We start from the raw sequence: 15902 nt of genomic DNA, 5'->3' as shown, positions 1-15902 counted from the left end.
GGTGAGGAGCGGAGTTACCCTATTGGGTAATGAGCACCGCAGACAGGCGAAGCAACGAAGAAAGCAAGCGGTTGGCGGGTAGCTGAAAAGAGGATTTTTCCTCTTTTTTTCTTAATTAAGGAGACATATGATAATAACTACTTGCTTAAGACCGGATGTTAATTTAGAAAGAGAAGCCGAAATAATTGCCTCAGATTTAAATGGACAATCAATAATCCGAAATGACCTTAGCTTAGAAGAAATTTATAATAAATTTAATAAACCTATCTTAGTAATAGGTAAAAATAGATTAGAATGGTATGAGGATGATCAAGCTATTCCATATTTTTTTCACCCGAATTCCTCTGTTTTCAGAATTAGACGATTGATGAAAGGTGAACATGATCCATTTTGTGATGCTTGTTTATTAGAAGAAGGTGATTCACTTTTAGATTGTACACTTGGAATGGCGTCGGATAGTATCGTTGCAAGTTTCATGGTAGGTAAGCGTGGTAATGTTTTAGGCTTAGAGAAAAACCATATCATCGCTTATTTAACGTCGAAGGGCTTAAAAACGAATAAACAAAACATTAAAGATTGGTCGAATATCATTAATAAAATTGAAGTGAAAAATGTTGATTATAAAAATTATTTGAAGACACTTCCAGATCAATCTTTTGATGTCGTTTATTTTGATCCGATGTTTGAAAAAAATATCGAAGCCTCTTCAGGTATTGCAGCATTAAAAAATTTAGCATCATATGATGATCTTACATTTGAAGTAATCAATGAAGCTAAACGAGTTGCAAAAAAAAGAGTAGTTTTGAAAGATCATTTTAGAAGTGAAAGATTTAAAAAATATGGATTTAATCAATTAATTCGAAAATCTTCTGAATTTCATTTTGGTTTTATAGAGGTTAGTAAGAATTAATATTACATAATTAGGAGGCCAATATGAAGCAATACTTAGATTTATGTAAACACGTATTAGACAATGGCATGACAAAAACAGATCGTACTGGAACAGGAACTATTAGTACATTCGGTTATCAAATGCGATTTAATCTTCAAGATGGCTTTCCTTTAGTAACGACTAAGAAAGTTCATCTTAAATCAATTATTCATGAATTACTATGGTTTTTAAAAGGTGACACGAATATTCAATATTTAAAAGAAAATGGTGTTCGCATTTGGAATGAATGGGCTGATGAAAATGGTAATTTAGGTCCTGTTTATGGTGAACAATGGAGATCATGGAAAGCAGCTGATGGATCTACAATTGATCAAATTACTGAAGTGATTAATCAAATAAAAACAAATCCAGATTCTCGAAGAATGATTATATCTGCTTGGAATGTTGGAGAACTTGATAAAATGGCTTTAGCACCTTGTCATTGTTTCTTCCAATTTTATGTGAATGATGGGAAACTTTCTTGTCAGCTTTACCAAAGAAGCGCTGACATCTTCTTAGGAGTTCCATTTAACATCGCATCTTATGCACTGTTAACAATGATGATTGCTCAAGTATGTGATTTAGAATTAGGTGATTTTGTACATACATTTGGAGATGCCCATATTTATACAAATCATCTTGAACAAATAAATTTACAACTTTCAAGAGAGCCACATAAATTACCTAAAATGAAGTTAAATGATGAAATTAAAAACATTTTTGATTTTAAATTTGAAGATTTTACATTAGAAGACTATGAATTTCATCCTGCAATTAAAGGGGTAGTAAGTGTATGATTGCTGCATTAGTTGCTATGTCAGAAAACAATGTGATCGGTTTAAATAACGAGATGCCTTGGTATCTTCCACAAGAGCTTGCTTATTTTAAGAAAGTAACTACTGGTCATAAAATTATTATGGGAAGAAAAACCTTTGATTCGATTGGTAGACCGCTTCCTAATCGTGAGAATATCGTTGTAACAAGACAAAAGGATTTTCATCTAGAAGGTGTTACGGTTATCAATGATGTAATAAGTTATCTTGAAGAACATAAACATGAGGATTTATTTATTATTGGTGGTGCTGAAATTTTTAATTTAACCTTTCCTTATTTAGATACCCTATACATTACTGAAATTGATCATAATTTTGAGGGTGATACATTCTTCCCGAATTTTTTAAAGGAAGAATGGAATGTTAAATCCATGTCTGAAGTACAGGTTGATGAAAAATCAAAAATAAAATATAGGTATTTAGTTTATGAGAAAAAGTGTTGACATCTTGAATTAGAGATATTATTATGAGGTTAAGGGATTTAGTTATCCCTTAATTTTAAAAAATAAATCTCGAATTAAAGATAATCGAAACTGAGAGGAAGATATTACAATGACAAAATTACTTTATATTACTGCAAATCCAAATGCGATTGAAAATTCATTTGGTCTTTCTGTAGGGGAAGCATTTATTACTGAATACAAAGAAGCAAATCCTGAAAATGAAGTGATTCATTTCGATTTATTCAAAGAAAATGTTCCAATGTTAGATGGAACTGTATTTGATGCATGGGGTAAATTAGCAAATGGTACTGCTTTTGAAGACTTAAGTGCAGATCAACAAGCTACTTTAGCTGCTATGAATCGTAATTTAGAAGTTTTCACTCAAGCTGATGAGTATGTATTTGTTACACCATTCTGGAACTTTAGTTTCCCATCAGTTGTAAAAAACTTCATTGATAATATCTCTGTTGCAGGCAAAACATTTAAATATACTGAAAATGGTCCAGTTGGCTTACTTGAAAATAAAAAAGCATTACACATCCAAGCAAGCGGTGGCGTATATTCAGAAGGTCCTGCTGCTGGAATTAACTTCTCTAGCCCATACTTAACTAGTATCTTAAATTTCGTTGGTGTTACGGATGTTACTACATTATTCGTAGAAGGTATGGCTGCGATGCCAGATAAAGCACAAGAAATTAAAGCTAATGCAATTGAAAAAGCTAAAGTTCTTGCTGCAGAATTTAGCAGTGCAAAAGTTTCGAACTAAAGATTCATGAAATTAAAGAATCGACGATTAATAGTCGATTCTTTTTTTATTGCCTTTAAATTAAATAAACAGGATGGATAATACTTTTCAAGTAGTGGGGCATTTTGTATAATAATTAACATACTCAATTATCGGAGGATTATTATGTTTCGCACAATATTTGCTGCAACACGAATTGTCATTGGTGTAATTGAAGCAAAGCTAAAATTATCATCAGTAAAAAAATTACCAAAAGAATTACCTGTCCATGAAAGAGATCGTAAAATGCATGTATTTCCTGATTATTTCGGGAAAATGATGATTGGTTGTACTGGTAGTAAAGTAAAGGTTGAAGGAATCGAAAATATTCCTAGAGACCAAGGTGTCCTAATTGTAAGTAATCATCAAAGTAATTTTGATATTCCACTATTACTAGGATATTTGAATAAACCTATTGGATTTATTGCAAAAGTCGAATTGAAAAAATTACCGATCGTACCAGACTGGATGGAACAAATGAATAGTGTTTTTATGGACAGAAGTGATCGAAGACAATCACTTAAAGCTATAAAAGAGGGCGTTGATAAACTTAAAAATGGTCATTCATTAGTTATCTTTCCTGAAGGTACTAGAAGTAAGAGTAGTAAAATAGGTGAATTTAAATCAGGGAGTCTTCATTTAGCAACGAAATCAGGAGTTCCGGTTATTCCTGTTAAAATTGAAGGAACATATAATATTTTAGAAGCTAATGGAAATCGAATTAAACCTGCAAATGTGACGCTTAAGGTGTTTCCACCAGTATATCCTGAACAAATTGGGATTACTGATGCAAAAGAATTAACTAAATACATTAAAGAAATTATTGAAGAAAAATAAACGAAAAGCGCTCATTTCAAATGAAGCGCTTTTTTTAAAAAACAAATTTAATAACACAAAAATACATTGATGCACTACCTAATAAAACAAATAAATGCCATATTGCATGACTATAGGGCCATCGTTTGACTAGAAAGAAAATTGTCCCAATCGAATAAAATAAACCACCTAATAATAAATAGAAAAATCCAATTCCAGATAGTCCTACATAAATAGGTTTAATAGCAAACATCATTAGCCAACCCATTATTAAATAAACTATTGTAGAAAATAATTCAAAACGATTAACGTAAATAAATTTAAAGATTACACCCGAAACTGCTAATCCCCAAACAATTGTTAATAGCGACCAGCCAATTTTCCCTCGTAATGTAACAAGTAAAAACGGAGTATATGTTCCTGCAATGAACAAATAAATAGCTGAGTGATCTAGGATTGTAAATATTTTAATAAGCTTTGGATCTCGGACGCTATGAAGCAATGTTGAACAAATATAAAGTAGCAACATGGATGAACCAAAAATAGTAAAAGAAAATAAATGCCAAGGCGATCCGTTATTTGAAGCTTTACTGATTAAATAAAGCAATGCAGGTATACTCAGAATTGCGCCAATTCCGTGAGTAATAGCATTTGCTAATTCTTCTTTCATTGCTCTACTCATAAAAATGCCTCCTATTTTCATTGAATCATTTTTATATATGGGAGTATTATGAACAAATATAGAGATTTAATGTTTTCTATATTTTTTTGTAGTATGTATATTTTTGAAAGATAGCTTTTTAGTTATTGTGAATCAACATGTAATAAGTAAGTATGAAATTGACCTAATTTATTTAATTGGAGGTATATATGTTACTTATAAAAAATGGAGAAATATTCTCGCCTAAGTCTTTAGGTAAAAACGATATTTTAATCTCAAATGAAAAAATTGAATATGTTCATGAAGGAATTGATATAACTTCATCTTCAGTGCCTATACAAATATTGGATGCATCTGACTACTATATTGTGCCTGGCTTCATTGATGCACATGTTCATCTTATTGGTGGTGGAGGTGAAGGAGGGTTTAAAACAAGGACTCCTGAATTACTTTTGTCTGATTGTATTAAAGGTGGCATCACTACTGTTGTCGGGGTAATAGGTACAGATGGCACAACAAGAACGATGACAAGTTTACTAGCTAAGTGTAGAGCATTAGAGGAAGAGGGAATCACTTCATTTGTCTATACTGGTTCATATCAAACACCCGTCAAAACATTATTTTCTAAAATTGAAGAAGATATCATCTTAGTCGATAAGATTATCGGTGTAGGAGAAATTGCGATTTCAGACCATCGATCATCTCAGCCGACAAAGGAAGAGTTTGCAAGAATAGCAGCTCAAGCTCGAAATGGAGGATTACTTTCTGGCAAAGCTGGCGTTGTAAATGTACATATAGGAGATAGTAAAAAAATGCTATCAATGATCGAGGAGATTGTGGAAGAAACCGAATTACCAATCACTCAATTTTATCCGACGCATATTAACCGAAATAGTTATTTATTTGAAGCAGGGATTAAGTTTGCAAAAAATGGAGGGTTTGTAGATTTTACAACAAGCTCCATTCCACATTTTTTGAATAATGGTGAAGTGAAATGTAGTGTAGGCTTGAAAAGGATGCTAGAATCAGGTGTTAAAATTGAACAAATTACATTTACATCTGATGGCCAAGGAAGTTTACCTGATTTTGATGAAAACGGGAAATTAAGAGGCATGAAGGTTGGAAGAGTAAGCAGTTTATACAGCGAAGTGAAAGATGCAATTATAAATGAAGGGATCAAGATTGAAGATGCAATTAGTGTAATCACTAAAAATCCAGCCCAAATATTAAAATTACAAAAAGGCGAAATCAAAAATGGATATGATGCAGACTTAGTCTTCCTAAATAAAACCACATTAGATATTGAAGCGGTTATTTCAAAAGGTAAAATCATGATGCAAGATAATGAAGTAATCGTCAAAGGCACATTTGAATGAGAAATATCTTCAAGAAGTAGAACCAAGTACTATCTATAAAAAAATAGTAACATTAAGGTCATATGTAGATGAGTTTAAAGAAATCCTTAGTTTCTATAAACTCTTTTTTATTTATTTCGTTATTTGTTTTAAATTGATAAAACATTCTTTTTCAGATATTTGTAACTCCTTTTAATACGTGAAACCTACAATAGCTTAGTTGCAACTCATTAGATCAGGTTAAACTACGTAATTTATGAGAAAAATTATTCTAAATTCCTGTATTTTCTAATCTCAGCCTTAATTTACGAATAAAAGAATAATTCTACATTCATACTAGAAATAATTGTATTCAAATGAGGTGAATGATTTGTATATAAAAAAGACTGCTTTAATCTTAATTTCGATCATCGCAGTCGTCATTTCGGCTTGCAGTGGTAAACAAGATGATCGTAATACATTTAAAATCGGAATCGTCTCAAATTCAAATGGTAAAAACGATAGTTATTTAAACTCCGTTGCAATGAAAGGTATTTCAAAATTTGCTAATGAAGAAAATTTAAAAAAAGACAAAAATTATAAATACATTGAAACAACTAGTACGAAAAGATTTGAAAAGAAAGTAACTAAAATGGCTGATTCAAATTATGATTTGATTATTGGATTAGGAAATAACTTATCTAATGTAGTGAATTCGGTTGCGGAAAAATACAAAAATATTAAATTTGGGGTGATTGATTCAAATGTAGATCAACCTAATGTAATAAACATTAATTTTTCTGAGCAAGACAGCAGCTTTTTAGCTGGTGTAATAGCAGCAATGAAAACAAAAACAAATACAATAGGATTTATCGGCGGAGATGATAATGAAATAGTTAACCGATATAAGTATGGCTTTATTTCTGGAGTAAAGTCTGTAAATAAAGAAATTGAAGTTCTGACAGCGTATTCTAATACTTTTAACGATCCTAAAATTGGATCTAGAATTGCAAATGATTTTTTTAATAATAATGTAGATATCATTTTCCCAGTAACTGGTTTAACAAGTAAAGGAGTATTTACTACAGCAAAAAAAATTAAGCAATCAAATCATAGAGAAGTATGGGTCATCGGTGTAGACCGAAATGAATATAAAAAAGGTTTACCTGAAAACGTAACACTTTTCTCTCTTGTGAAAAAAATTGATCAAGCTGTATATGATTTAGCAAAGCAAACAAAATTAAATGAATTTCATGGTGGTAAGACATTAATATATGGTGTTAATGAAGAAGGTATAGAATTAATTGTGGCAGATCATAATGTAGAGGAACCAATTTTACAAAAGGTTAATGAGTATAAGGAAAAAATTCGAACAGGTAATTTGGATGTACCAAGTAATGAAAAAGAATATCTACAGTTTAAAGAGCATTTGATTTAGGTTATCTAAAATAATTAGGGATTAAATAATATTGTTATGTAAACTAAATCTGAAGTAGTTATTAAAATTTAATAAAAATACTTAAATTTATTTGACGAATGGACAAATTTTTGACAATATTACTATATAAGGAAAGTTTGGTACTTACTTATTAATAGTAGATGGAAGTTGGGGGAAAATAATGGCTAACATAGGCTTTCCAGGTTTAATTTTAATTCTAATTTTAGCTTTAATTATATTTGGACCAAAAAAATTACCTGAAATCGGAAGAGCATTTGGAGACACACTTAGAGAATTTAAACGTTCAACTCAAGGTCTTACAAATGATATTTTAGAAGAAAAAGACGAAAAGAACCGCAAATAAATTACTAAAAACTCGGTTAACAGCCGAGTTTTTTCTTTTTGTTTTCAAATTGTACTAAATCCTTTCTTTTAATTCCATTTAATACCTCGAATTGATTTCATAGATCCTATAAATTCTGCCTTAACAAATCATGTTTTTCACAATTAGATTTACTAAATCCTATTAGAAAATTGAATCTTAACAAAATGTCAATACGATTTCCAAAGAATTTTTGAAATTTTAATGGAACTTTAATATTTACTGTTAACTGATAGTAAAAATGATATAATGAATTTGCTTTGCAAAATTTGTAGAATTATAGAGAAGAAAGATGTGAAAACAATTGGCAAAAATTAAGATTGTAACTGACTCAACGGCCGACTTATTAAAAGAAGAAATTGAAAATTTAAATATAACTGTTATTCCTTTATCAATTCAAATAAATGGTGAAACATTTTTAGACGGAGTTAATCTTTCTCCAAAGCAATTTATTGATGAAATGCAACATTCAGTCGAATTGCCAAAGACATCTCAACCAGCTGTAGGTACATTTGTTGAAACATTTGAAAAATTGACAGCTGACGGAAGTAAAGTTATTTCTATTCACTTATCAAGCGGTTTAAGCGGAACATATTCAACTGCTTGTGCGGCTGCTGGGATGGTTGAAGGCGATGTAACAGTAATAGATTCAGCTTTTATTACGAGAGCAATGGCTTTTCAAGTAATTGAAGCGGCGAAAATGGCAGAAGAGGGATCAACTGTAGAGAACATCGTTAAACGTGTTACGGAAATTAAAAATAATTCATATCTATATATAATGGTAGATACACTTGAAAATTTAGTTAAAGGTGGAAGAATTGGGAAAGGAAAAGCCTTCATAGGGTCATTATTAAACATTAAACCAATTGCTTCACTAGAAGGTGGCGTCTATTCTCCAGTTGGTAAAGTGCGTAGTCATCAGCAAGTCGTGAAAACATTAACAAAGTATTTTGAACAAGACACACTTGGAAAAACGATTAAAGGAGTAGGTATTGCACATGCTGATGCTCCAGAGCTTGCAGAGACACTTAGAAATTCAATTCAGCAGCTTACAAATATTGAATTACCCGAAACCGATTACACAACACCAGTAATTAGTACACATACAGGAAAAGGCGCGATCGGGTTCGTTTTTTATGCTGAATAAAATGTATTGAAAACAAGTGATTTTCAACATAATGGAAGAAGAAGCCTAATAAATTATGGCTTCTTCTTTTTTGTTTATGATGATCGAGTGGTGAACTGTTTCACCTAGTAAAGAAATTTTCAGTTTTTCAGGTTTTAATTTTTTTCTTTTCCATTCAGAACATAGTCGCTCCAAAGCTTCTAAAGGAGTATCATCTGCAAGTTTAAATGTTCCGTAGTGCATTGGGATAAATAGCTTTGCTTTTAAGTCTATAAATGCTTGAACAGCTTCCTCAGGGGACATATGATTGTGTTTCATAAACCATTCAGGTTCATATGCTCCAATCGGGATGATCGCTGTATCAATTTGAAATTTTTTACCGATTTCTTTGAAACCGGAAAAATATGCACTATCACCAACATGGTATAAGCATTCATTTGATGTTTTGAAGACGAATCCTCCCCAATGTGACTTATTCCTGTCAAATAAAGTCCTCTTAGTCCAATGTTGAGAAGGCACAAATGAAATTTCGATATTTAAATAGTTCTTTGATTCCCACCATTTCATTTCATGTACATTTGTATAGCCTTTATTAACAAACTTCTGTTTTAAACCGATTGGTAAAAAAAATAATGTGTTTTTTGGAAAATGACGTAATGTATTAAAATCAAGATGATCATAATGACCATGAGAAATACAAATTATGTCAATTGGAGGTAATTCAGATAAAAGTAAACCTGGATTTGATAAGCGTTTTTTTAAAGCCATTTGATTTGCATAAACTGGATCCGTTAAAATATTGATTCCATTAATTTGAATTAAAAAAGTAGAATGTCCAATCCAAGTGATAGTTGTTTCATGTCGGTTTTCCTTTAAATAGGAAACTTTTTTATGACTACAATGTTGAATTACACTACTGTAATCTTTTTTTGATTTACTTCTTTCAATTCCACATTTGATAAAATCTTTAAAAGTTCGTCGATAACTCGTATCTAAATTTTCATATTTTTTGTTTTTCATTACTAGTCATCCTTTCAAGATTCTTTATCAAACTGTTTAGTCTTACTTTCCTTTGTAAAAATATCATTTGAAAAATTTTAAATATATATGTTAATTAATTTAAAATATTAGAAAGTAACTACCTGTTTTTGATACAATGGACAAGTATGATGCAACATTGGGGGGATATTTATGAAGAGAAATTTGTTATTTGTAACAGTAATTATGATTTTATGTCTTACATTGTTAAGCGGCTGTGGTAATAAAATTGAAAATCCTTTAAATTGGGATTTAGAAAAATTTACATACACAAACCAAGAAGGTAAGTCTTTTGGTACAAAAGATTTAAAAGGAAAAGTCTGGCTAACTGATTTTATATTTACAAGTTGTGAAACAGTTTGTCCGCCAATGACAGCAAATATGGCAAAACTTCAACAAAAGGCTGCAGAAAAGAAATTGGATGTAAACTTTATCTCATTTAGTATTGATCCGGAAGTTGATACGCCACAATTATTAACTACATTTGGTAATAAATTTAATGCCGACTTTAGTAATTGGAATTTTTTAACGGGCTATTCACAAAAACATATTGAAAAATTCGCATCTGAAAATTTTAAAACAATTGTTAAAAAACCTGAAAATAACTCACAAGTAATCCATGGTACTAAGTTTTATTTAATTGATCAAAATGGAAAAATCGTTAAAGACTATAGTGGAGTAAGTAATGTTCCATTTGATGATATTTTAGCGGATATCGAAACATTGACTAAGGAATAATAGAAGATTTAATAGAAAAGTAAATAATTTTTAATAAAAAACTGAGTTTCTTAAAAGATACTCAGTTTTTTTCTTGAATGAAGTTAATTAAACTGCTTTTTCCATAAAAATTCTTAATTTGTTACTGTAAATAGAGATGGCAAAAACTGAACTTCATCAATTTCGAATAAAATTCGGATTTCTTTTAGTCAAGAAAAATTTGTTTTTGATATTCTGGTAATTTTGTACCTTTAATGACGAGCATACCATTTTCGTATGTTGCTGATGTTGCATTAATTGGGAAAGGTAATTTTACTACTCTTTGGGATTGGCTATAAGAATATTTTTTATATGAATAGTTTGATTGATCATTTTGTACTTCAGTAGTTGTGTCAGTTTTTAATCCAATTGTTAAGATCGTACCTTCAAGGTCCATATAAATTTGTTCTTTGCTTACGCCTGGCATACTTGCCTGAATAATTAATTCCTCACCATTTTCAATGATATCCACACCGATTGAAGAAAAAACTCCGTGTTTATGGAAGAATTTATCAATTTCATCAAAAAGACCTCTAATTGGCGACTGATCGATTAGTTCATCCACCTTTTTTAAATAATGTTGAAGATCTAAAGATGAATGACTTTGTTTTTCATCCTGAGTGTTGTTATTATCTTTTTCACTCATATTCATACCTCCTATCAATCCGACTAACGCAGTATATGTAAAGAGCCTAAACACTGTGCATGTATAGATGAAGAGTTAGGGTGAAAAAGGTTGATCAAAGGTGTTAAGGGAAAAAAGTAAGTAGGTAATTTTTTGGAATCCTCACCTATGTTCTTACCAAACCTTATCATGTAAAATGTGGATAGAAATAAATTTGAGATGAGGAAATTAAATGGGAATAACATTTGCTACTAAAGAGGATGTAAAAGAAATCGTAACGATTTATAATGATGCAATTCTAAACACAACTGCTACATTTGATACGAAAATAAAAACAGAAGAAGACATGTTAATGTGGTTTAATAACCATTCTGAGATGTATCCTGTCATTGTTTCTAAAGAAAATGGTGTAGTAACAGGTTATTGCTCACTTACACAGTTTAAGGAAAAAGACGCATATAAACATACTGTAGAGCTATCTGTCTATATTCATCCTGAGCATCGTCGTAAAGGGTTAGCAAAGACATTAATGCTAGAAATGATTGAAATTGCAAAAATATTAGGTCATTACACAATTATTTCTTGTATTACTAGCGGAAATGAAGTTAGTGAGAAATTACATGAGAAATTGGGATATAAAAAAGTAGGTCATTTTTATAAAGTCGGCCAGAAATTTAATCAATGGTTAGATATTGTTTATTATCAATTAATGCTTTAAGACAATCCTTAGAATTAAAACGATGAAACATGTTTAGTGAGTTAAAAGATTACTTAAACCATCAGTTTTAATATAATAATTTTAGACTTTGTCTACTACTGAAACACTCAGGTTTCCTGGGTGTTTTTGTTTGTAAAAAGGCCGTATTATTCATAATTTCTATATTATGAACGTAAAATGTAGGAGAAATGTCGGAAAGTGGGGGAAATGACTTTGAAATTAAAACGCGCATTGACCCAGAAATTAGCGAAAAAAATTCACAACTTTTTATTTCTTGGAAAGATTGTCACAGAAAGAGTAGTGGACCAAGAGAAGCAGAGCTTACTTTATTATGAAGACGAAGATCATATTCGTTTTTATGTAGAATGCTTATCTCCAATCCCATCAAAATTAAAAGCTAGTTTTTCAACTCAAGATGTTTTGTTTGTAGGGACAACTGCAAATAAAAATAATGAAAGTAAAATAAAGCCCTTAATTAAGAGTAAGAAAAAAGATGACATAATTGATGAGTTAAAAAAGTTCTTTGATTCAAAATTAGTTATGTTTCGTTTTGAATATGCCAATGAGGTTATTACGGCCGATATAGTAGAATTTTTTGATGGAAAAAGGGACACTTCCTATCATCTTTTACCTGTCATCGAACTTAGGGGAGAAGGAAAGCGTGAAGAGGTAGAAAACCGATTGATAAAAGGTTCTTTGCCAATTCATCTACCAAAATATTTTAATGATTTTGATCAACCGGAATTTGTTTTTTATGAAAATCGACTATACGGGAATTTGTTTTTAAAATCGATGATGAATGATATTAGTTACTTAGAAAAACAAAATGAAGTTACATTTCAAGATTATGAAGAAGACGAACTAAAAAAGTCTTTTATTCATTTAAATCATTTAATTTATTTTATCCCAGAAAAACAGTGGGAAGAGTTAAAGAAAAACTTTAAAAAAGAATCCAAAGAATTAATTTATACACAAGAGTTTACAGAGAAACAAGCATTTCCTATTGAATGGAGTAATGATACTGAAAATGCATTTATCGAGCGGTTTTATCAAAATTGCTTACAGCAAGGCTTGTTATATGAAAAAAAAGATATTATTAATTTCCACATTTGTTGTAAATTTCAGGCGTTGACCATTTTAGGTGGTGTAAGTGGTACAGGTAAGTCACAATTAGCGCGTATTTATGGGGAAACCTTAGGATTAGAGTTTGGAAAAGAATTATTATTTGTTCCAATTTCTCCGTCGTACCGAGAGCACTATGATTTATTAGGTTATTTGAATCCAGCAACAGGTATTTATATAGATTCTGAGACTGGACTCACTAAATTACTAATAGAGGCTGAACAATTTCCACACCGGATGTATATGGTTATTTTTGATGAAATGAATCTTTCCCAAATCGAGCACTGGTTTAGTAAATTTTTATCAATATTAGAAATGCCACAAGAAAAGAGAGTTATAACCTTATTCCATGATCATAATGTAGTAATCAATCAATATTATAAGCCTAAAATAAAAATTGGAAATAATATTATTTTTGTTGGAACAGTTAACTTTGATGAAACTTCTAGTGAGTTTTCATTAAGATTATTGGATCGTGTAAATATTATCTCACTTAGATCAACTTCATTCGTAAATTATGCCGAAAAGATGAACAATGAAAACATTTATGAAACTGTACCACAAATCTATATTAATGCAGAGACCTATAGTAATTGGACTAAGAAAACGTTAATTGCTTCTGAGCTTACAAATGATGAATTAAAGTTTTTTGATGAGTTTAATAAGATAGTTGAGAATTCTCTTAGTGAACGAATTATTTCTCCGCGTATGATGAAAGATTTATCAAATTATTTAGCAAATATTCCTATATTGCCTTCCCATATTCAATTTGAACGCAAAGAAGCAGTTGATCTCTTCGTTAAGCAACGTGTATTAACGAAAGTAAGGGGATTATTTGCTAATTTAGAAGAATTAATTGGTACGGGTGAAGGGAACGAACAGGAAGGTCTACTAAATATGGTCATGAAATCTAATTTAGGTAGGTCGATTTCTGATTTTGAATTTTCGATTAAAGAAATAAAAAAGAAACGAAAGCAGCTGGAGATTGATGGATATGTCAACTAATAGTCCAGAAATTTTTGAGCCACTTTATCTTCCATTTACGATTGCAATTCTAGTCGGAACAAGAGGGAAAGAGGAAAAAATATCACTTGATGCATTAACAATGAACCCAAAAGAGGCCTACTTATTTGCCTATGAAATACAGGAGTTAAAAAGATTTTTATTTCAGGTAGATGGTGATTTTGACGGTAAAATTACTTTCATTTGGAATAATCTTTATCATTTTCAACAAGAAAATTTAGATGATCAACAATTTATTTTTACACAAGAAAATAGAAGAATATTAATATATGAACATGGTAAAACTGAAAATGCTTATCCTTGGCGATGTGGTTATTACGAATTTTGTATTATTTATCAAGAACAACATTTTTACGGAATGATAAAAATAGTTCCGAAAAATTTAGAATATGATCAATTAGAGTGGATGCATGCAACTTTAAATCAACAAATAAATGGAATCATGAATGATTCACAATTCTTTAAAAAATCATCTGCTTCTTTTACTCAAAATGGAACGATGTATTTTTGGCCTATTATTCGTTTTATCGAGTCGAGTGAAGAAAGGCTGTTAGTAGCAATTCAACAATTTATAAGTAAATTAAAGCGGAAACAAAAAAAGGAATATGAATTAAAAAGACAGGTTAAAAAATTAGATTTCAATACGATTAGATGGAATTTAATACACCCAGCCATTTCAAACGCAACAAATCTAACAATGCAACCAGTATTGCAGGAGGAAAATTATTTAGATGAGATAAAATATGCAAAAAATAAAGTCCGTAAATTTTTACTAACAATTGAGACACTATTAACCTTTGTAAAATATGAATTAGTAAAAGACAAAAATAAAATGGATCAAATCAATTTTCAAGTTAAGGATATCGAAAAAATGATGCAAAACGTAGTTGGAAACGGCTCAATTACAGATCGTGAAAAAGCTAAATATCGACAGTCAAAATTATTAAAAGAGATCGAGTTAGAAAAGTTAACGAAAAGTGTATCCGAAAAAGTACGTATAACGAATTCATTGGAAAAACTTTATGAAGTCTATTTTAGGGAATACACAATAGGGATTTTTCGAATAGCAACTGATACTGATACTTCAAATTATCCATCTAGTCCCTCTAAAGTATTTTTAAACTTTATCCACTCTTTAAGCTTGTTTGATAAAAAAGTTAAGGAATATGGTAAAAAACAAATGCTTTTACCAGTTTATAAGCCTACTTTTTTACTATATGAATACTTTGTCTTTTTTTCTCTCTGCGATATTTTCTTAAAGTTAAAATTTAAAAATGATTCTGAACCATTAGCTGAACAAATATTAATGCATATAAAAGATGATGAGTTAATGGACGGAGCATTTGTAACACTGGAAAATAAGGATTGGACCATTAATTTAGTTTATAACGAAATTATTGAAGGAAGCCCTCAAGTATCGTTATTAAAAGGAACGAATTTTTTTAGTGGTGAAGAATCTAAAAAACCTGATATCCGTCTAGATTTTTATCGAAAAAAAAATAAAGAATATGTTGCTTCAATTATTTTTGAAATTAAATACAGTCCAATGTTCAATATCTATCAGCCAGTTGGAAATACAAAAGCAATGGAACAAATGTATAAATACTGGGGACTAAAATATGTCGAGCGAATTAATGGAAAAATGTCTTATGTGCGAAAACCAATCAATGAAGTGATTTGCTTATATCCTGGGAGTAATGTACATCGTAAAGTTTTAGAAGCTGGGTGTGGGACTTATATTCAGTTTTACCCGAGGAAAAAGGGCGAGGATTTTTATGAATTAATTGGTGAAAGGGAATTAATAGAGATCATAAACAGAACAATAGATGAAATTAAGTAATTTCATTACAGAGTGTAGACAAAGTCCCAAAA

16 protein-coding genes are annotated in these 15902 nt (G+C 30.4%); 13 read left to right on the top strand and 3 right to left on the bottom strand.

From position 1 onward, the window contains the following. The first annotated feature begins 127 nt into the window (after window positions 1-127). The 5 genes from COC46_RS11715 (at window position 128) to COC46_RS11695 (ending at window position 3828) form a co-directional block, all read left to right on the top strand. Entirely contained in the window at window positions 128-910 is a 783-nt protein-coding gene (locus COC46_RS11715; RefSeq protein WP_098809896.1) for a class I SAM-dependent methyltransferase, read from the top strand. 23 nt (window positions 911-933) lie between these two features. Further along, window positions 934-1728 (top strand): thymidylate synthase, encoded by a 795-nt coding sequence (locus tag COC46_RS11710; RefSeq protein ID WP_098809895.1) that lies wholly within the window; start codon window positions 934-936, stop codon window positions 1726-1728. Then, window positions 1725-2207 (top strand): dihydrofolate reductase, encoded by a 483-nt coding sequence (locus tag COC46_RS11705; RefSeq protein WP_098809894.1) that lies wholly within the window; start codon window positions 1725-1727, stop codon window positions 2205-2207. The genes COC46_RS11710 and COC46_RS11705 overlap by 4 nt, the downstream gene beginning before the upstream one ends. Window positions 2208-2316: 109 nt before the next feature. Continuing rightward, complete coding sequence (locus COC46_RS11700; protein WP_098809893.1) at window positions 2317-2973, top strand: FMN-dependent NADH-azoreductase; 657 nt, start codon at window positions 2317-2319, stop codon at window positions 2971-2973. Between the two features lie 144 nt (window positions 2974-3117). Further along, the gene (locus COC46_RS11695; protein ID WP_098809892.1) at window positions 3118-3828 is read left to right on the top strand and encodes a lysophospholipid acyltransferase family protein; all 711 of its coding nucleotides are present in this window, start codon (window positions 3118-3120) and stop codon (window positions 3826-3828) included. Between the two features lie 34 nt (window positions 3829-3862). On the opposite strand, the gene trhA is transcribed toward COC46_RS11695, so the two are convergent. After that, window positions 3863-4489 (bottom strand): PAQR family membrane homeostasis protein TrhA, encoded by a 627-nt coding sequence (gene trhA, locus COC46_RS11690; RefSeq protein WP_255294885.1) that lies wholly within the window; start codon window positions 4487-4489, stop codon window positions 3863-3865. 188 nt (window positions 4490-4677) lie between these two features. On the opposite strand from trhA, the gene iadA reads away from it, so the two are divergent. The 4 genes from iadA to COC46_RS11670 all read left to right on the top strand — a co-directional run bounded on the left by iadA (window position 4678) and on the right by COC46_RS11670 (window position 8769). Next, the gene (gene iadA / locus COC46_RS11685) at window positions 4678-5844 is read left to right on the top strand and encodes a beta-aspartyl-peptidase (protein ID WP_098809890.1); all 1167 of its coding nucleotides are present in this window, start codon (window positions 4678-4680) and stop codon (window positions 5842-5844) included. Window positions 5845-6193: 349 nt separating this feature from the next. Beyond that, window positions 6194-7240 carry a BMP family lipoprotein gene (locus COC46_RS11680; protein WP_098809889.1) on the top strand — a complete coding sequence of 349 codons (1047 nt, stop codon included), beginning with the start codon at window positions 6194-6196 and terminating at the stop codon, window positions 7238-7240. Window positions 7241-7418: 178 nt separating this feature from the next. After that, window positions 7419-7604 (top strand): twin-arginine translocase TatA/TatE family subunit, encoded by a 186-nt coding sequence (locus tag COC46_RS11675; protein WP_098809888.1) that lies wholly within the window; start codon window positions 7419-7421, stop codon window positions 7602-7604. A gap of 322 nt (window positions 7605-7926) precedes the next feature. After that, a complete protein-coding gene (locus COC46_RS11670; RefSeq protein WP_098809887.1) occupies window positions 7927-8769 on the top strand; it encodes a DegV family protein in 843 nt (280 codons plus the stop codon). 45 nt (window positions 8770-8814) lie between these two features. Here the strand turns inward: COC46_RS11670 and COC46_RS11665 are convergent, their stop codons facing one another. Beyond that, the gene (locus tag COC46_RS11665; RefSeq protein WP_098809886.1) at window positions 8815-9768 is read right to left on the bottom strand and encodes an MBL fold metallo-hydrolase; all 954 of its coding nucleotides are present in this window, start codon (window positions 9766-9768) and stop codon (window positions 8815-8817) included. A gap of 171 nt (window positions 9769-9939) precedes the next feature. Between COC46_RS11665 and COC46_RS11660 the strand changes: the two genes are divergently transcribed. Further along, a complete protein-coding gene (locus tag COC46_RS11660) occupies window positions 9940-10524 on the top strand; it encodes an SCO family protein (RefSeq protein WP_098809885.1) in 585 nt (194 codons plus the stop codon). A 184-nt stretch (window positions 10525-10708) separates the two neighbouring features. On the opposite strand, the gene COC46_RS11655 is transcribed toward COC46_RS11660, so the two are convergent. Next, entirely contained in the window at window positions 10709-11188 is a 480-nt protein-coding gene (locus COC46_RS11655) for an Hsp20/alpha crystallin family protein (RefSeq protein ID WP_176545132.1), read from the bottom strand. 211 nt (window positions 11189-11399) lie between these two features. On the opposite strand from COC46_RS11655, the gene COC46_RS11650 reads away from it, so the two are divergent. The 3 genes from COC46_RS11650 (at window position 11400) to COC46_RS11640 (ending at window position 15870) form a co-directional block, all read left to right on the top strand. Next, window positions 11400-11885, top strand: coding sequence for a GNAT family N-acetyltransferase (locus COC46_RS11650; RefSeq protein WP_098809883.1), 486 nt, complete (start codon window positions 11400-11402; stop codon window positions 11883-11885). Between the two features lie 213 nt (window positions 11886-12098). Continuing rightward, the gene (locus COC46_RS11645) at window positions 12099-14012 is read left to right on the top strand and encodes a hypothetical protein (RefSeq protein WP_098809882.1); all 1914 of its coding nucleotides are present in this window, start codon (window positions 12099-12101) and stop codon (window positions 14010-14012) included. After that, a complete protein-coding gene (locus COC46_RS11640) occupies window positions 14002-15870 on the top strand; it encodes a hypothetical protein (RefSeq protein ID WP_098809881.1) in 1869 nt (622 codons plus the stop codon). Before COC46_RS11645 ends, COC46_RS11640 begins: the two co-directional genes overlap by 11 nt. The last annotated feature ends 32 nt before the right edge of the window (window positions 15871-15902 follow it).

The sequence above is a fragment of the Bacillus sp. AFS041924 genome, from assembly GCF_002577195.1.
GTDB lineage: Bacteria > Bacillota > Bacilli > Bacillales > Bacillaceae_G > Gottfriedia.
The sequence above is the reverse complement of the archived record's forward strand: the minus strand, read 5'-3'. Positions and strand labels throughout refer to the sequence as shown.